Raw genomic sequence first — 17458 nt, forward strand, 5'->3', positions numbered from 1 at the left:
GCCCCGCACGTCCGGCACCCCCCACCTCGCGGCCGGCGTGCGGGGCCACCCCCTCACCCCCAAGGAGACCCTCATGCGCACGCGTCACCAGGCCGTACGGATGACCCTGCTCGGCGCCGCCCCTCTCGCGCTCACCGCGCTGACCGCCGTCCCGGCCCAGGCGCACGGCTCCATGACGGACCCGGTCAGCCGGGTGTCCGCCTGCTTCGCGGAGGGACCGGAACACCCGCGGTCGGCCGCCTGCAAGGCGATGGTCGCGGCGGGCGGCACCCAGCCCCTCTACGACTGGAACGAGGTCAACATCGGCGACGCCGCCGGGCGGCACCGTCAGCTCATCCCGGATGGCAAGCTGTGCAGCGCCGGCCGGGCCAAGTACAAGGGGCTGGACCTGCCGCGCGCCGACTGGCCGTCGAGCAAACTCGCCCCGGGCAAGCACACCTTCCGCTACCGCGCGACCGCCCCGCACCGCGGCACGTTCGAGCTGTACCTCACGAAGTCCGGCTACGACCCCAGGAAGCCGCTGAAGTGGTCCGACCTGGAGGCCAAGCCCTTCGCCAAGGTCACCAACCCCACGCTGAAGGACGGGAGCTACGTCTTCGACGGCACCGTCCCGAAGCGGTCCGGCCGCCACCTCGTGTACAGCGTCTGGCAGCGCTCCGACAGCCCCGAGGCGTTCTACACCTGCTCGGACGTGGATTTCGGCGGTAAGGCGAGTGCCGAGGGAAGCGGGAACGCAAGCGCGCAGGAGAGCGGGACGGAGAAGGGGCAGGCGACCACGGCACTGGCTCCGGCCCCGGTCGCGTCCGCTCCCAGCGACCGGCAGATAGCCGAGGAGGCCGGGAAGTCGACCGTCGACCACGGCGGACACGGCGGCGACGGACCCGGTGAGCACGGCGGTGACGGCCACGGCGGGCACGGCCCCGGTGCCGGAAACGAGCCCGCGGTGAAGACCGCCAACGCCCCGGCCGCCCAGGGCGGGCGCCTCGCCGAGACCGGCGGCGACGACCGTACGGCCATGGTGGCCGTCGCGGGCGCCGGCGTCCTGGCGGTCGGCTCCGCCGCTCTGTTCCTGGCGGTCCGGCGGCGCTCGGCCCGTCACCACGCCTGAGGCCGGGGTCAGGCGTCCTTCACGTCCGCCTCGTCGGGGTGGACGACCATGACGGGCCCGCGGGCGTGCCGCAGGCAGTGGCGGCTGACCGAGCCGTGGAGGAACCGGTGCCACAGCCCGTGGCTGCCCGCTCCCAGCACCAGCAGGTCCGTGTCGTGCCGGGCGCTGGCCACCAGGGCCGGCCCCGGCTCCGCGCGGACGGTCCGCGGGGCCACCCTCAGGCGGAAGGGCGCGGCGCCGAGGGCCTTCTCGCACGTCTTCGTCAGGGCCCTGCGGGCCTGGGCCTCCCAGTAGGCGCGGACGTCGGCCGGCGCGGGCTGCAGGGCGTCCGCCGCCTCTCCGCCCGGCGGCGACCAGGCCAGCACGGGGCACAGGGCCGCGCCGTGGCGGGCCGCCTCCTGCGCGCCCTGCCTGAGCGCGGCCACGCTGCCCGCCGAGCCGTCCACGCCCACGACGACGCGCTCCACTGTTCGCGACATACCGTCCGCCTCCTCGGGAATCGTCCGTCCGTAATCGTCCGTCCGCTGTGCGGCAACGTGATCCAGGCTAGGAAGCGCCCACGGGGATACGTATCGTCCTAATGGGTGGCAAAAATGGGCAATACCCCCTCCGGGTGGAGGGGGTATTGCCGGGTTCTCGTCACGGACGGTGACGCAAGGGTCATTGATCAATCAGACCTGGTAGCGGTCCGGCGCGAAGAGGTGCAGATGGTCCCGGACCCAGTCCGAGGTGCGGGCCAGGCCCTCCTCCAGCCCCACCCGGGGCTGCCACCCGGCCCACTCCCGGGCCCGGGTGTTGTCCGACAGCAGGCGCTCCACCTCGCTGCCGGAGGGCCGCAGCCGCGACGGATCCACCACCACCTTCGCATCCCGCCCCGAGGCCCGGACCAGCGACTCGGCGAGGTCGCCGATGGAGATCTCCCGGCCGGTGCCGAGGTTGACCGCGTGCCCCACGGCCCGGTCGCAGTCCGCGAGGGCCAGGAAGCCCTCGGCGGTGTCGGTCACGTAGGTGAAGTCGCGCGTCGGCGACGTGGACCCGAGCCGGATCTCGCCGGCCCCGGAGTGCAGCTGCGCCAGGATCGTCGGGATCACCGCCCGCGCCGACTGCCGCGGCCCGTAGGTGTTGAAGGGCCGCACGACCGTCACCGGCAGCTCGAAGGAGTGCGCGTAGGACAGGGCCAGCATGTCCGCGCCGATCTTCGAGGCGGAGTAGGGCGACTGCGGCTGCAGCGGGTGGGCCTCGCTGATCGGCGCGGTCAGCGCCGTGCCGTAGACCTCGCTGGTCGACGTGTGCACCATGCGCCGCACGCCGTGGCGGCGGCAGGCCGCGGCCACGTTCTCCGTGCCCGCCACGTTGGTCTGCACGTACGCCTCGGGCGACGCGTAGCTGTACGGGATGCCGATCAGCGCCGCCAGGTGGAAGACCGTGTCGCACCCCGCCACCGCGTCCATCACGCGCCCGGCGTCGCGGACGTCCCCGGCGAGCGTCTCCACCGGCGAGCCGGGCCCGAGGTAGCGGGCGAGGTGCCCGCGCTCGGCGTACGGCTTGTAGTGCACGAGCACCCGCACGCGCGCACCGCGCGCCACGAGCAGGTCGACGAGCGTCGACCCGATGAAACCCTCGGCGCCGGTGACCAGCACCCTGCGGCCGGCCCAGTCTCCGGTGTCGTTCAGATCGGTGGTCATGCGTGGTTCCTCTCGACTTCCTGGAACGAAAAGGGGTTTGCGGGGGCGCGGCCCGCCAGGCGCAGCGCCCACGCCGCCATGAGGTCGGCCGCGAGCGCGTGCGTGCCCGGGTGCGCGGCAGCACCCATCGCGGCGAGCCGGGCCGGGTCGGCGAGCAGCGGCTCGATCAGGCCGGCGAGCCGCTCGCCGGTGGCCTCTCCGTCGGGGAGCAGCAGTCCCGCGCCGGCGTCCGAGAGCACCCGGGCGTTGTGGGTCTGGTGGTCGTGCGGGGCGTGCGGGTACGGGACGAGCACCGCCGGCACGCCCACGCTCGACAGCTCCGCCACGGTCGCCGAACCCGCGCGGCACACCATCACGTCGGCGGCCGCGTAGGCGAGGTCCATCCGGTCGAGGTAGCCCACCGCGGTGGCGACGTGGTCGCCGCCCGCGGCGGCCAGGCGGGCCCGCACCTCCGCCAGCGCGCCCGGCCCGGTCTTGATCACCAGGTGGACGTCCGGGCGCCCGCGCCACCGCGAGGCCAGCTGGAGCGCGGCCTCCGTCAGCCGCGCCGCGCCCAGGCTCCCGCCGTTGAACAGCACCAGCCGCGTGCCGTCGTCCGGTACCCCGAACCAGCGCCGGGCCTGCCCGCGCAGCGCCTCCCGCCCGCCCCGGTCCAGCCCCGCGACATCGCTGACCAGCGGCATGCCGACCGTCTCGGCGCGCAGGGCCGTACGCGACGGCAGGTGCTCGCGGGTGCGGTCGAAGGCGAGCGCCACGTGCGGGGTGAGCGCGGAGGCGAAGCGATTCGCCCTGCCCGGCACCGCGTTCGACTCGTGCACCAGCACCGGCCGGCGCGCCATCCGCGCCCCCAGCACCGCGGGCGCGCTGGGATAGCCGCCCATGCCCACGACGACGTGCGCACCCTGCTCCTCGATCACGCGCTGCGCCTGTTTTCCCGAGCGCAAGAGATCGGCCGGGAGCAGATACCGGCGGGCGCCGAGCGAGGAATCGAAGGGAATCATGTCCACGGTGTGGAGCCGGTACCCCGCATCCGGTATCAGGCGGGTCTCCAGACCGCGTTCCGTACCGATGAAAGTGATGACGGCGTGCGGCACCGCTCTGCGGAGCGCATCGGCGACAGCCAGCCCAGGGTAGATATGACCCCCGGTACCGCCTGCGCCGATGACCACCGAAAGGTTGTCGTCTGCTGTAGCCATGACCGCAGCCTGGCGGAGCGCTTTAAGAGCCCACTAAGAAAACGTCCGGCGTGCTTCCGGCCTGAAATACACTCTTCCGGTGAACGAGAACCTGCCGCCCTGCCCCGAATGCTCCAGCGCCTACACCTACGAGATGGGCGCGCTCCTGGTCTGCCCCGAATGCGGGCACGAGTGGTCGCCCGCGGCCGCGGAGCCCGCGGGCGGTGACCAGGACAAGGTGATCCGGGATTCGGTGGGCAACGTGCTCGCCGACGGCGACACGGTCACCGTGGTCAAGAGCCTCAAGGTCAAGGGCAGCGCGACGGGGATCAAGGCGGGCACCAAGGTGCGCAACATCCGTCTTGTCGACGGCGTGGACGGCCACGACATCGACTGCAAGATCGAGGGCTTCGGCGCCATGCAGCTCAAGTCCGGCGTGGTCCGCAAGGCCTGACCGGCCTGACCGGCCTGACCGGCCGACGCCGCCGCCGGCAAGCCGGCGGCGGCGTCCCTCACTGCGCGCGCCGGACGTTCCACAGCGGCAGCCCTTCGAAGAAGGTCACCGCCTCCTCGCGCCAGTGCGCACGCCACTGGGACGCCTCCCCGGCCGCCGCCTCGGCATAGCGGCGCATGCCGGCGCGCAGCGTGGCGTCCACGCCGTGCTCGCGCGCGATCCGGCGGATGCGGTCGATCGTCTCCGCCGGGCAGCCGGGGTCGCCGAGGGCGGACTCCAGCAGGCGGCGTTCCGCGGTGGTGGAGGCGGCCAGGACGGCGCGGACGGCGTAGCTGCGGCGGCCGGAGCGGATGTCGGAGCCCGGGGACTTCCCGATGGTGCTCTCGTCGCCGAAGAGGTCGAGGTAGTCGTCGCGCATCTGCCCGCTGATGCCGGCCGGTGTCGCGTAGCGGCGCAGCCGCTCGTCGTGTGCGGCCAGGTCCTCGCCGGCGGCCAGCAGGCCCAGCTGCAGCGGCGCGAGGATCGAGTACCGGGTGGTCTTGTACTCGCAGACGGTGTGCAGCAGCTCCTCCGACGGCAGCGGCTCGAAGTCGCGTTCCAGATCGGCGATCTGGCCGGTGACCGTCTCCGCGCCCGTGCGCAGCTGCACTTCGAGCATGGCCTGCTTGACCGCGGCGGGGGCGTCCGCCTGCAGCAGGACCTGCAGGGACAGGAAGGACGCGAGGTCTCCCGCGAGCACGGCGAGCCCCAGCGCGGTGCTGTCGCTCCCGGGGAACTCCCGGCGGTAGGCGTAGTACGTGGACGGGCCGCCGCGGCGCACGGGCGAGTCGTCGATGATGTCGTCGTGGACCAGGCCGTGCGTCTGGAGCAGCTCGATGCTGAGCGCGGCTTCCTCCAGGCCGGGTACCTGCTCGTCGGTCACCAGCCGGGCCGCCTCGTACAGCAGGGCGACCCGCAGGCGCTTGCCTCCGCGCAGGGAGAGGTCCCGCAGGAGCTCCAGGCAGCGGGGGGCGAAGCGGCTGAGCGGCGGCGTGTCGAGGCTCTCGGCGAGGGAGTCGAAGTACGCCTCGAAGCGGGCGTCGAACCGGCGTCGGCAGCCGGCGACCCGCTGCTGGGCGGCGGCCGCGGTCCTGTTGTCCATGGGGCCACTATTTCAGCAGGTCAGGCGCTCGCGGAGGGCGCCCGTACCGGCTTGCTGGTGACACTCGCCGCGGGCTCTAGCCCTGACTGTTGAGGAAGCCGATGACGACGGCTCCCCACCAGCAGATCTGGGAGACCAGGGCGGTGGCCCCGCCCCAGGCGAGGAGGCGCGGCGCGGGCGGTGCGGAAGCGTGCCGGGCCATGCGCTTGTTGAGGAGGCCCGCCTGCAGGCCGTTGAGGCTGAGGAGGAGCACCAGCACCAGCTTGACGGCGGTGGGCGTGGAGGACGGGCTGGGGTGGAGGAGCATGCCGCTGAGGACGAGGCCGGCGAGGCCGGCCCAGATGGGCAGGTGCAGCCGTCCCGCGCTGCCGAGGGCCTCCTGCAGGCCGCAGCGGCCGGTGATCCACAGCAGGCCGTAGTAGTCGGCGACCAGCACGGCGCCGAAGCCCAGGACCAGGCTCGCGAGGTGGACGAAGAGCGCGGCGGTGTGGAGCGTGGCGTCGGCCGTCAGGTGGAAGGAGACCCACACGCAGACGGCCCAGGCCGCGCACAGCACCAGTGCGGCGCCGGCCACCGTCCACCAGGAGTCGTACAGGCTCAGCGGCCGCGCGTGGCGGGCGCCGGGGGTGCGGTTGCGGGTCGGTTCAGGCGGGCGGACGACGGACAGGGGCGTCTCGGACGGAAGAGCAGACACGCAATTCTCCAAACACGTGCCGGCACCGTGGATCGGGGCCCCTACTGCGACAGGGCTTGTCGGTGGCCGGCCGTGCGGTCGGCAATCGGGGATTTTTCCGATCGCTCTCCATGGCCTCGGATGTGACCGGCTCGTTGCCGGAATGAGACCTTCTTTTCTGATCTTTTCTCGATGGCGGAACCCAATCCCGGGCCATCGGCACCGATAAACCTGAACACTATCCCGGGGAAATCGCAAACCTCGCAGGTCACGGCGGACCGGTCGCTATTCGCCTGAGGGCTTCGGGCCCGCCCGCGCGGGCGGGCCCGAAGCCCTCAGGGAATCAGCCGGAATCCACCGGAATCGGCCGGAATCAACCCCGCAGCGGTCCTTCGCAGGTGAAGTCCGCCGTCCCGGCCGGGCGGTCCGGCCAGAGGTCGACCTTGCCGAAGGAGCAGTTCATGTCGGCGAAGTTGTTGGTGCCCTTCTTCGTGCGGTCGAGGATGAAGTAGTCGACCGTCCCGGACATGTCCTTGAAGACGAGGTCGGGACTGCCCGGGCTGCTCAAGTTCGCGGTGATGCGGCCGGTGCAGGTGAAGCGCGGGCGCTCCGGGGCCTCGTTGGTGCGGCATTCGGGCGCGATGCCGGTCGTGGCCTTGAAAGAGGCGCGGACGGTGGCGGGGTGGCCGGCGTCCAGCCCGCCGACGGGCGTGAACGAGGTGTCCGGCACGTACAGGTCCTTGACCTTGGCGATCTGCTGGTCGAGGAAGGTGTCGTACGCGCGCTGCAGGCCCGTGTCCCGGCCGAGCCGGTCGCGCCAGGCGTCGAAGCCCGCGACGTCGTTCGCACGGAGCCGGTCGTACATCTCCCTGAGCAGTGCGGGGCGTTCGCTCCACAGGAACTCGAAGAACGTGCCGGCGTAGGAGTAGAAGCGGAAGCCGTCCCGGTCGTACTCCGCGTGCAGCAGCTCGTAGACGCTCATGCGCGGCTTGGTGCCGCCCGCCGTGTCGTTGATGATGCTCTGGACCAGGGACTTGCGGACCTTGATGCCCTCCCCGCGCGTGGCGCCGTCGAAGAACTCGGCCGTGCCCTCGTCCATCGCGGTCGTGCGGTCGCCCTGGTACCACGGGCCTTCGCCGAAGAGGCCGGGGACGGCCCAGCGGCCGTTGAGGTAGTGCGTGTACTCGTGCCGGAAGAGCTCCTCCAGCGTGAGCGTGGAGTCCTGGGGCACGCGCCGCTCGTACGTGTAGAAGGTGGCGCCGTTCTCGATGTAGATGCCGCCGTTGCTGGTGCCCATGCCGGTCAGCAGCGGGTGGTAGACCTCGTAGTCGGCGCGGGAGGCGTACAGCACGATGTTGAGCGTGGTGTTGGTGTCGCCCGCCAGCGGCTGATCGGTGCCCAGCACCCGGTGGAACTGCGCCTTGACCTGCTTGCTCGCGTAGTAGAGCTTGTCGACGGTCGCGCGGGGCAGGGCGGTGCGCACCTTGATGGCGCCGTTGTCGTACGTGTAGGTGGACGGGAAGATGCGGCGCTCGATGTCGGCCTTGCACACCCCGTACTGCTTGCAGGCGTCGAACTCGATCAGCCAGGTGACGACCTTGGCCCACGGGGCGCTGCCCTCGCCGAAGTTGCCGCTGGTGGTGGCCAGCAACCCGCCGAGGTCGGCGGTGATCCGGCCCCTCAGCGCGTCGATCTGGCCCATCCGCCCGTACTCCCCGACGCCGTCGCGCACCACCCAGGCGTTGGACGTGCCCTTGAGGTGGGTGTAGCCGGCGAAGGCCTTGAAGGCCGCGCGGTAGGAGGAGTCGGCCGTGACGGCGGCGTGGAAGGCGGTGTCGTGGTTGCCGGGGTAGACGCCCAGGTAGTTCAGGGACAGCGCGGCGAGCGCGGCACCGGCCCAGGACGTGTCCTTGGCGGTCTCCGTGTGCGCGGCGTCCATGGTGGCCAGGACGCGCTTGACCAGCGGCAGCTGGTGCCGGCGCAGCCCCGGGGAACTGGCGGCGTAGAGGGCCTCGCGCAGCGTCTCGGCGTTGGTGCGGGTCACGTCGAAGGTGCGCGAGGCGGTGCCGAAGGCGGAGACCGCGCGGCGGATGGTGTCCACGGTCTGTGCGTCGCCGAGGTCGATCTCTTCGTGCGAGAAGTCGTGGTAGGCCACGGCGTGGAGGTAGGTGAACATCTCCAGCAGGTGGCTGCCGTTCTTCCCGTCGTGTGCCGCGGCCAGGCTCTCGGCCCGGCGCGAGACCGCCTGGACGTGCTGCTTCGACATGACGGGCACCAGCCGCCGGTCCCAGGTCCAGATCAGGGTGCGCAGGCAGCCGTCGGCGGTGACGGCCTGGTCGGCGAGGAAGTCGGCGAACTGCTCGGGGGAGAGCCGCGTGATGCCGTCGAGCGTGCACGGCACGGCGGCGCCGCGGACGGTGGCGCGCGGGGCCTGTGCCGACGCGCCCTTGCCGTCCTCCTTCGGCTTGTCCGTGCTCGGGCCGGGGACGCGCGCAGGGATCTGCGCAGGGATCTGGAGTGGGACACCGATGACTCCTGTGTGGGAGGTGTGAGGTGGGGCGCGCACGTGGAGCGAGAGCGTGCGCGCGGAAGCAGTGGCGCAAGGGGTGATTCAACTGCCGTCTGACAGGCGGCACGTGGGGGACTGCTGCTGCGCCATGTCATGCGTAACGTAGTAATGTGAAATGGTACTGACAACCCCTCAGGCGTTACGGATTGTGCGGGACGCCCTCCGTGACGCCCTCCGTGACGCTGTCCGTGACGGCGAAGTGGCAGGCCACCTCACGCGCTTCGCCCGGCGCGGCGATCCGCAGCAGCGGCGCCTCCGTCCGGCAGATCTCCTGCGCTTTCGGGCAGCGCGGGTGGAACGTGCAGCCCGGCGGGGGAGCCGCCGGGCTCGGGGGGTCCCCGAGCAAGGTGATCCGCTCGCGCGCCCGCTCCGCGGCCGGGTCCGGCAACGGCACCGCCGAGAGCAGGGCCTGGGTGTACGGATGGGCCGGCGCCGCGTACACGCGCTCCTTGTCGCCAATTTCGACGATCCGCCCCAGGTACATCACGGCCACCCGGGCGCACACCCGCTTGACCACCGACAGGTCGTGGGCGATGAAGAGGTAGGCGAGCCCCAGTTCGCGCTGCAGGTTCTCCAGCAGGTTGACGATCTGGGCCTGCACGGAGACGTCCAGGGCCGAGACCGGCTCGTCGGCGACGATCAGGCGGGGCCCGGTGGCCAGTGCGCGGGCGATGCCGATGCGCTGCGCCTGCCCGCCGGAGAACTCGTGCGGATAGCGGTCGATGTGCTCGGGGATGAGCCCGACGAGCTCCATCAGCTCCGCGGCCCGCTTGCGCGCCTCGGCCGCCGGCACGCCCTGGACGAGCAGCGGATCGGCGATGATGCGGGCCACGGTCTGGCGCGGGTTGAGGGAGGAGTGCGGGTCCTGGAAGACCATCTGCAGGTCCTTGCGCAGCGGCTTGAGCTCGCGCCGGCCGAGCCTGCCGATGTCGCGGCCGTCGAAGACGATCGCTCCGGTGGTCGGTTCCAGGAGCCGTACGATCATGCGGCCCGTCGTGGACTTCCCGCAGCCGGACTCGCCCACCAGGCCCAGGGTTTCGCCCGCCGCCAGGTCGAAGGAGACGCCGTCGACCGCGCGGACGGGCGCCGCACGGCCCCGCTTGCCGGGGAAGGTCATGGTCGCGTTCCGTACGGACAGCAGGGGTGCTGGGGTGCCGGCGGTCATCGGGTGCCTCCCGGCACGGGGGCGGCGGTGTGCAGGGACAGGTGGCAGGAGACCAGGTGCCCCCTGGAGGGCCGCAGCAGCGGCCGGGTGCCGCCGCACCGCTCGCGCTCGGCCGGGGCCGCGGCGGCGGCGCGCGGGCAGCGCGGCGCGAAGGCGCAGCCGGGGGCCGGGCCGAGCAGGGAGGGCGGACTGCCGGGGATGGCCCGCAGGGGTGCGTCGTCGCCGTCGTCGAGGCGGGGCAGCGAGTCGAGCAGACCGCGGGTGTAGGGGTGGCCGGGCTCGGCGAACAGCGCGTCGACCGGGGCCTGTTCGGCCGCGCGGCCGCCGTACATCACGAGGACTTCCCGGGCGACGCGGGCGACGACCCCGAGGTCGTGGGTGATCATGACGACGGCGAGTCCGCGCTGCTCCTGCAGGCGGGCGATCAGCTCCAGGATCTGGGCCTGGACGGTGACGTCGAGGGCGGTGGTCGGCTCGTCGGCGATGAGCAGGTCGGGCTCGCAGGCGAGCGCCATGGCGATCATCACGCGCTGGCGCATGCCCCCGGAGAACTGGTGCGGGTACTCGCCGGACCGCCGCGCGGGTTCGGGGATGCCGACCTCCGCGAGCATCTCGACGGCCCGTCTGCGGGCTGTGGCCCTGCGGGAACCGAAGTGGACCCGGTGGTGTTCGGCGATCTGCTCACCGACGGTGTAGTAGGGGTGGAGGCTGGAGAGCGGGTCCTGGAAGATCATGGCCATGCGGCGGCCGCGCAGCCGGTTCAGCTCGCGCTCGGGCAGGCCGGTCAGCTCGCGGCCGTCGAGCGCGATGGAGCCGCCGACCCTGGCCCCGGTGTGCAGTCCCATCACGGCCAGGGAGGTGACGGACTTGCCGGAGCCGGACTCGCCGACGATGCCGAGCGTCTGCCCGCGGCGCACCGCGAAGCTCAGGGAGTCCACGGCCCGTACGTCCCCGTGCCGGGTGGGGAAGGTGACGGTCAGGTCGGTGACGGACAGCAGGGGCCGTTCCTGCTCCTGCGCGGCGGGCGGGGGCGGGGGCATGGTCGAGGGCGGGGGCGGGGCCATCAGTACCTCACTCGCGGGTCGACGACGGCGTAGAGCAGGTCGACGGCCAGGTTGGCGACGACGATGAAGGCGGCCGCCAGCAGCGTGACGCCGAGGATGACCGGCTGGTCCCCGGTGGACAGCGCGCCGTAGAAGAGCCGTCCGACCCCCGGGAGCCCGAAGATCGACTCGGTGATGACGGCGCCCGCGAGGAGCCCGCCCAGGTCCATGCCGAAGAGCGTGAGGATCGGCGTCATGCCCGCCCGCAGGCCGTGTTTGACGACGACGGTGCGGCGCGGCAGGCCCTTGGCGCGGGCGGTGCGGATGTACGGCTCCGCCATCGTCTCGATCATCGAACTGCGGCTCTGGCGGGCGTACATGGCGGCGTACAGCACGGCCAGCGCGAGCCACGGCAGGAGCAGGTTGGACGCCCAGCGCAGGGGGTCGTCGCCGAGCGGCACGTACTGCGGGTAGGGCAGCAGCCCGGCCGTGCGGATCAGGCCGTAGATCAGCATCATCGAGGTGAAGTAGACCGGCAGCGAGGCGGCGGCCACGGCGCCGACCATCAGGGCGCGGTCGGTGAGGCTGTCCTTGCGCAGGGCCGCGGTGACGCCGGCGCCGAGGCCGAGGGCCAGCCACAGCACGGCCGCGCCCAGCGCGAGCGAGGCGGAGACCGGGAGGCGGTCGGTCAGCAGGTCCCAGACGGCCTCGGAGTTCTCGTAGGAGTAGCCGAGGCAGGGGAAGGAGCAGTGCAGCTCGTAGCGGCCGCTGCCCATGGTGCGGCCGGTGAAGATGCCGGTGACGAAGTCCGCGAACTGCCGCCACAGCGGCCGGTCCAGGCCCATGTGGGCGCGGATCGCTTCCAGGCGGTCGGTGCTGCAGGACTTGCCGCAGGCGGCGGCCGCGGGGTCGGAGGGCAGTACGTAGAAGACGGTGAAGGTGACGGCGGCGATGGCGAGGAGCACGCCGGCGACGGCGAGCAGGCGGCGACCGAGGTAGGGGATCACGTGCGGCCGCTCCTCGGGTCGAGGACGTCGCGCAGCGCGTCGCCGAGCAGGGTGAAGGCGAGGACGGTCAGGAACAGGCAGGTGCTCGGGATGACGAAGTACATGGGGTCCGTGTCGTAGAAGGCGACGCTCTCGGCGATCATCTGGCCCCAGGAGGGGGTGGGCGGTCGGACGCCGACGCCCAGGTAGCTCAGGGCCGCCTCGGTGGCGATCATGCCGGGGACGATGAGGGTGGTGTAGGCGATGACGGGCCCGGCGACGCCCGGGAGGATGTCGCGCGTGAGGATGCGCCGGGGGCCGGCGCCGCCGACGCGGGCGGCGTCGACGTACTCGCGGTGTTTGAGTGAGAGGGTCTGGCCGCGTACGACGCGGGCGATGCCGGGCCAGCCGAACAGGCCGATGACGGCGGTCATCAGCAGGATGCGGTTGACGTCCTTGGCCACCGACATCATCGCGATCATGAAGATGAGGGAGGGGAAGGACATCGTGAGGTCCATGAGGCGGGAGAGCACGGCGTCGGTGCGGCCGCCGAAGTAGCCCGCCGTGATGCCGGCCGCCGTCCCGGCGAGCACGACGATCGCGGTGGCGGTGAGGGCGATCAGCAGCGACACCTGGGCGCCGTGCACGACCCGGGCGAACAGGTCGCGGCCGGTGACGGGTTCGACGCCGAGCCAGTGGTCGGCGGAGATGCCGCCGAGCGGGCCGAGGGGCCGGCCGCCGAGGTAGGGGTCGACGGCGGTCTTGTCGAACTCCTCGGGCGACCAGCCGGCGAGCGAGCTCAGCAGCGGGGCGCCCGCCGCCATCAGCAGGAACAGCGCGACGACGGCGAGGGAGACCTTGACGGCGGTGCGGCGGCGCAGTTCGGCGCGGGCGAGCTGCCAGGGGCCGCTGCCCGCGGGGACGGCCGCCGGGGCGGAGGAAGCGGTGGCCGTGGCGGGGGACGAGGCGGTGGTCATGGCGTGACGGCCCTCAGTCCCGGCTCTTGGCGGGGTCCTTGAGGCCGACGGTGGCGTAGTCGAGCTGGCCGCCGAAGGAGGTGTGCCCGTAGGCCCCCGCGATGTTGGTGCCCAGGACCAGCGGCCACCGCCGGATGAGCACCGGCACGGCCGGCGCCTGGGCGAGGATCTGCCCGTCCAGCTGCTGCCAGGCCTTGGCGGCCTCCTTGGCGTCCGTCATGGCGGAGATCCCGTCCATCCGCTTCATCGTCGCGTCGTCGCGGAAGAGGGAGTGGTTGCCGGAGTTGCCCTTCTCCTTGATGAAGCGGCCGTCGAAGACGAAGGGCAGGAAGGTGGAGCCGGAAGGGTAGTCGGGGCACCAGCCGGTGTAGACCATGTCGGTGCGGTTCCTGGTGTCGCCGATGGTGGCGTAGAACGCGGACGGGTCCACGGTCTCGATGGTCACCTTGATCCCGGCCTTGGCGAGGGACTGCTGGATGGCCTCGGCCCGGCCCTTGTCGCCGGCCGACGCGGTGATCTTCGTGGAGAAGCCGCCGGGCTTGCCGGCTTCCTGCAGCAACTGCTTCGCCTTGTCCGTGTCGCCCGTCGCGGGGACCTTCAGGGTGTCGGGCTGCTTGCCGCCGAAGAGCGACGCCGGCATGTACGCGGTGGACAGGTCGTTGAAGGCGGGGCCGCCGGAGGCGGTGAGGACGGCGTCCCGGTCGAGGGCGTACTGCACCGCCTGCCGCACCTTGGCGTTGTCGAAGGGGGCCCGGCCGGTGTGCATCTGCACCATGTCGGTGCAGTTGGTGGATTCGGCGAGCAGCCGCTCCCGCACCCCGGCGTCGGGCAGGACCTTTGCGGCGCTCTCCGGCCGCAGGGCGCCCCAGGAGACGGCGGAGGCGTCCGCGCCCTGGCTCGCTATCAGCCGGTCGTCGATCTGGTTGGCCTTGAGGCCCATCAGGACGACCAGCTTGTCCGGGTACGCCTTGCGGACTTCGTCCGTCGCGGGGTCCCAGTGGTCGTTGCGGACGAGGACGAGCTTCTTGCCACGCGCGTAGGAGTCCACTTTGTACGGGCCGGAGGAGAACGGCCGGTTGTCGTACTGCGGTCCCCTGTCCTTGGCCTGCGGCACGGGCGCGAAGGTGGGCATGACGGTGGCGTTGGGGAACTCGGCGAAGGGTTTGCGCAGTTCGAAGACGATGGTGCGGTCGTCCGGCGTCCTGACCGAGTCGAGGTGCTTGCCCTGGGCCGGGCCCTGGTAGCCCTCGGCGCCGGCGAGGTAGCGGGCGGCGTAGTCGGCGCCGCCGGGCAGGTCGGGGGAGAAGGACCGCTCGACGTTGTACTTGACGTCCTGCGCCGTGACGGGCGAGCCGTCCTCGTACTTCACGCCCGGCTTGAGATGGAACGTCCATGTCTTCGCGTCGGCGGACGGCGTGCCCAGGTCGGTGGCGAGGTCGGGGACCAGCCCGCCGCCCTGCGCCCCGGGCGCCGCCTTGTACGTGACCAGGGTGCGGTAGAGCAGCCGGGTCCCGAAGTCCATGTCGTTCATGACCCAGTTGCGGGCCGGGTCGAGATGGGTGAAGTCCTGGTTGGACAGCACCGTCAGCGTGCCCCCCTTCTGCGGGGTGCCGCCGACCGCCTTCCCTTCGTGGGCGGCGGCCGGGTTCTTGCCGCCGTCCGGGCCGCCGGCCGAGCGCTTCGCGCCGGAGCAGCCGGCGGTCCCCAGGGCGAGCGAGGCCGCCAGCGCGGCGGCCAGGGCAGTGCACGTGCGCTTGTTCATCAGTGGTCACTCCGTGAACAGTCGAACAGCCCGACGGCTGAAATGTGACCCGTAACATAGTAATGTGAAATTGCACTGACAAGGCGTCAGTCGCTCCGTTACCCACCTGTGTCCGAGGAGGAGTCCCGTGCAGGAACCCGCAGTTGCCGCGATCCGTACGGTCAGTCACGACCTGCCGGTTTCGGTCGAGTTCGAGGCGTTCATGGCGAACGGCTGGGCGGCTACGCCGGCCGCCGGCGTCCGGCTGCCCGTGGCGGATCTCGCCGCGGCGCGCCGCGCGAAGCTGTCGGCCCGCTTCCCCGGCGAGCGGCTGATCGTGCCCGCGGGCGAGTTCGTGGTCCGCTCCAACGACTGCGACTACCGCTTCCGGCCGCACAGCGCCTACGCCTGGCTGACCGGGCTGACCGGCGAGGAACAGGCCGGGCACGTGCTGGTCCTGGAGCCCGACGGCCCGCACGGGCACGAGGCGGTGCTGTACGTCCGGCCGCGCTCGCCGCGTACCGGTGAGGAATTCTACCGGGACCGCCGCTACGGCGAGTTCTGGGTCGGCCGCCGCCCCGACCTCGCCGAGGCCGAGCGCATGACCGGCATCCGCTGCGTGCACCGCGAGGACCACGACCGGCTGCCGCCGGGCCGCGACGCCTCCGGCGACACCGAACTCGCCGCCGCCCTGAGCGAACTCCGCCTCGTCAAGGACGCCTGGGAGATCGAGCAGCTGCAGCTGGCGGTGGACCACACCGCCGCCGGGTTCGAGGACGTCGTGCGGGCGCTGCCGCGCGCCCTCGCCCACCCGCGCGGCGAGCGGTGGATCGAGGGCGTCTTCGGCCTGCGCGCCCGCGCGGAGGGCAACGGCACCGGCTACGAGACCATCGCGGCCTCCGGCGCGCACGCCTGCGTCCTGCACTGGATACGCAACGACGGCCGGCTCGACCCGCGCGAACTCCTCCTGCTGGACGCCGGCGTCGAGACCGACACGCTCTACACCGCCGACATCACCCGCACCCTGCCGCTGACCGGACGCTTCTCACCCGTCCAGCGGCTGGTCTACGAACTCGTCCTCGCCGCCCAGGACGCGGGCATGGCCGCCCTCAAGCCGGGGGCGAGCTTCCGCGACTTCCACCGGGCCGGCATGCGGGTCATCGCCGAGGGGCTCGCCGAGTGGGGCGTGCTCAAGAGCGCCGAAGGCGACTTCCACCGCCGGTACACCCTGTGCAGCAGCGGCCACATGCTCGGCCTGGACGTCCACGACTGTGCCCAGGCCCGGGCGGACGCCTACCTCGACGGCGTCCTGGAGGAGGGGCAGGTCCTCACCGTCGAGCCCGGGCTCTACCTCCAGCCCGACGACGAGACGCTGCCGGCCGAACTGCGCGGCATCGGCGTGCGGATCGAGGACGACCTGGTCATCACCGCCGACGGCGCCCGGCTGATGTCGCACGCGCTGCCGCGCACGCCCGACGCCGTCGAGGCGTGGATGGGTGAACTGCTGGAGGGGTAGGGCGGGCGTCAACCACAAGGTATGGACCGGCTCTTGGCAGCACGCAGTGCAATGTGAAATATTACTGACGTGCTCATGAGCAACTCCTCTTCGGACGTCATCGTCGTCGGAGCGGGTGTGGTCGGCGCCGCCTGTGCCTACTACGCCGCCCGCAGCGGCCTCTCCGTCACCGTGGTCGACCGCGGCCCCGTCGCCGGCGGGACCACGGGCGCCGGCGAGGGAAACCTCCTGGTCTCCGACAAGGAGCCCGGACCGGAGCTCGAACTGGCCCGGCTCTCCACGCGCTTGTGGCGCGAGCTGGCGCAGGACCTCCCGGCACGGATCGAGTACGAGGCCAAGGGCGGCCTCGTCGTCGCCTCGGACGACTCCGGCATGGCCGCGCTGCGGAAGTTCGCCGCCGCCCAGGCCGGAGCGGGCGTCACGGCCGAGGAGATCCCCGCGGAGCGGTTGCACGAGGCGGAGCCGCACCTGGCGCCCGGCCTGGGCGGCGGCTTCCTCTATCCGCAGGACGCCCAGGTCCAGCCCGCCCTCGCCGCCGCCCACCTGCTGCGCGCCTCCGGCGCCCGGGTCCGTACCGGAGAGGAGGTCACCGCCGTCCTCACCGGCGCGGACGGCCGGGTGCGGGGGGTGCGGACGGCGGTGACGGAGCTGCGCGCCCCCTTCGTCGTCAACGCCGCCGGCACCTGGGGCGGCGAGGTGGCCCGGCTCGCCGGCGCGCACCTGCCCGTCCTGCCCCGCAGGGGCTTCGTGCTCGTCACCGAACCGCTGCCGCGCGTGGTGCGGCACAAGGTCTACGCCGCCGACTACGTCGCCGACGTGGCCAGCGGCTCGGCGGCGCTGCAGACCTCCGCGGTGGTCGAGGGCACCCCGGCGGGCCCGGTCCTCATCGGCGCCAGCCGCGAACGGGTCGGCTTCGACCGCAGCTTGTCGGTGGAGGTGCTCCGGCGCCTCGCCGCCCAGGCCACCGCCCTGTTCCCGGTGCTGGCCGGGGTGCGGGCCCTGCGCACGTACGCCGGATTCCGCCCGTACCTGCCCGACCACCTGCCCGCCATCGGCCCCGACCCCCGCGTCCCCGGGCTGCTGCACGCCTGCGGCCACGAAGGCGCGGGCATCGGGCTCGCCCCCGCCACCGGCCTGGCCGTCGCCCGGCAGCTGACGGGCGGCGAACCCCCGCTCGACCTCGGCCCCTTCCACCCCGGCCGGTTCGCCCCGGCCGCCTGAACCC

Annotated in this window: 15 protein-coding genes; 4 read left to right on the plus strand and 11 right to left on the minus strand. The window is 72.5% G+C overall.

Annotated elements, in window-relative coordinates; translation table 11 throughout:
* The first annotated feature begins 73 nt into the window (after nt 1-73).
* Nucleotides 74-1108 carry a lytic polysaccharide monooxygenase gene (locus tag ACSNOG_RS26480; protein WP_436755226.1) on the plus strand — a complete coding sequence of 345 codons (1035 nt, stop codon included), beginning with the start codon at nt 74-76 and terminating at the stop codon, nt 1106-1108.
* Between the two features lie 8 nt (nt 1109-1116).
* On the opposite strand, the gene ACSNOG_RS26485 is transcribed toward ACSNOG_RS26480, so the two are convergent.
* From ACSNOG_RS26485 to ACSNOG_RS26495, 3 genes are all read right to left on the minus strand, one after another.
* Entirely contained in the window at nt 1117-1587 is a 471-nt protein-coding gene (locus tag ACSNOG_RS26485) for a universal stress protein (RefSeq protein ID WP_436755213.1), read from the minus strand.
* Nucleotides 1588-1779: 192 nt separating this feature from the next.
* Nucleotides 1780-2793 carry an SDR family NAD(P)-dependent oxidoreductase gene (locus ACSNOG_RS26490; RefSeq protein ID WP_436755214.1) on the minus strand — a complete coding sequence of 338 codons (1014 nt, stop codon included), beginning with the start codon at nt 2791-2793 and terminating at the stop codon, nt 1780-1782.
* The gene (locus ACSNOG_RS26495; protein ID WP_436755215.1) at nt 2790-3989 is read right to left on the minus strand and encodes a UDP-N-acetylglucosamine--N-acetylmuramyl-(pentapeptide) pyrophosphoryl-undecaprenol N-acetylglucosamine transferase; all 1200 of its coding nucleotides are present in this window, start codon (nt 3987-3989) and stop codon (nt 2790-2792) included. The genes ACSNOG_RS26490 and ACSNOG_RS26495 overlap by 4 nt, the downstream gene beginning before the upstream one ends.
* 79 nt (nt 3990-4068) lie before the next feature.
* Here ACSNOG_RS26495 and ACSNOG_RS26500 point away from each other — a divergent pair, with 79 nt between their 5' ends.
* Nucleotides 4069-4422, plus strand: coding sequence for a zinc ribbon domain-containing protein YjdM (locus ACSNOG_RS26500; RefSeq protein ID WP_436755216.1), 354 nt, complete (start codon nt 4069-4071; stop codon nt 4420-4422).
* 58 nt (nt 4423-4480) lie between these two features.
* Here the strand turns inward: ACSNOG_RS26500 and ACSNOG_RS26505 are convergent, their stop codons facing one another.
* The 8 genes from ACSNOG_RS26505 to ACSNOG_RS26540 form a co-directional block, all read right to left on the minus strand.
* Nucleotides 4481-5563, minus strand: coding sequence for a polyprenyl synthetase family protein (locus ACSNOG_RS26505; RefSeq protein ID WP_436755217.1), 1083 nt, complete (start codon nt 5561-5563; stop codon nt 4481-4483).
* Between the two features lie 76 nt (nt 5564-5639).
* Nucleotides 5640-6257, minus strand: coding sequence for a hypothetical protein (locus tag ACSNOG_RS26510; protein ID WP_436755218.1), 618 nt, complete (start codon nt 6255-6257; stop codon nt 5640-5642).
* A 352-nt stretch (nt 6258-6609) separates the two neighbouring features.
* Nucleotides 6610-8802 carry a collagenase gene (locus ACSNOG_RS26515; protein WP_436755219.1) on the minus strand — a complete coding sequence of 731 codons (2193 nt, stop codon included), beginning with the start codon at nt 8800-8802 and terminating at the stop codon, nt 6610-6612.
* A 142-nt stretch (nt 8803-8944) separates the two neighbouring features.
* Nucleotides 8945-9970 (minus strand): ABC transporter ATP-binding protein, encoded by a 1026-nt coding sequence (locus ACSNOG_RS26520; RefSeq protein WP_436755220.1) that lies wholly within the window; start codon nt 9968-9970, stop codon nt 8945-8947.
* Entirely contained in the window at nt 9967-11010 is a 1044-nt protein-coding gene (locus ACSNOG_RS26525; protein WP_436755227.1) for an ABC transporter ATP-binding protein, read from the minus strand. Before ACSNOG_RS26525 ends, ACSNOG_RS26520 begins: the two co-directional genes overlap by 4 nt.
* A 23-nt stretch (nt 11011-11033) precedes the next feature.
* A complete protein-coding gene (locus ACSNOG_RS26530; RefSeq protein WP_436755221.1) occupies nt 11034-12020 on the minus strand; it encodes an ABC transporter permease in 987 nt (328 codons plus the stop codon).
* The gene (locus ACSNOG_RS26535; RefSeq protein ID WP_436755222.1) at nt 12017-12976 is read right to left on the minus strand and encodes an ABC transporter permease; all 960 of its coding nucleotides are present in this window, start codon (nt 12974-12976) and stop codon (nt 12017-12019) included. The genes ACSNOG_RS26530 and ACSNOG_RS26535 overlap by 4 nt, the downstream gene beginning before the upstream one ends.
* Before the next feature lie 13 nt (nt 12977-12989).
* Nucleotides 12990-14738, minus strand: a complete 1749-nt coding sequence (locus tag ACSNOG_RS26540; protein WP_436755223.1) for an ABC transporter substrate-binding protein — start codon at nt 14736-14738, stop codon at nt 12990-12992.
* Between the two features lie 127 nt (nt 14739-14865).
* On the opposite strand from ACSNOG_RS26540, the gene ACSNOG_RS26545 reads away from it, so the two are divergent.
* Together ACSNOG_RS26545 and ACSNOG_RS26550 are read left to right on the plus strand one after the other, a co-directional pair.
* Complete coding sequence (locus ACSNOG_RS26545; RefSeq protein WP_436755224.1) at nt 14866-16233, plus strand: aminopeptidase P family protein; 1368 nt, start codon at nt 14866-14868, stop codon at nt 16231-16233.
* 75 nt (nt 16234-16308) lie between these two features.
* Nucleotides 16309-17454 carry an NAD(P)/FAD-dependent oxidoreductase gene (locus tag ACSNOG_RS26550; RefSeq protein WP_436755225.1) on the plus strand — a complete coding sequence of 382 codons (1146 nt, stop codon included), beginning with the start codon at nt 16309-16311 and terminating at the stop codon, nt 17452-17454.
* The last annotated feature ends 4 nt before the right edge of the window (nt 17455-17458 follow it).

This window comes from Streptomyces sp. URMC 124 (genome assembly GCF_051386455.1).
Taxonomy (GTDB): domain Bacteria; phylum Actinomycetota; class Actinomycetes; order Streptomycetales; family Streptomycetaceae; genus Streptomyces.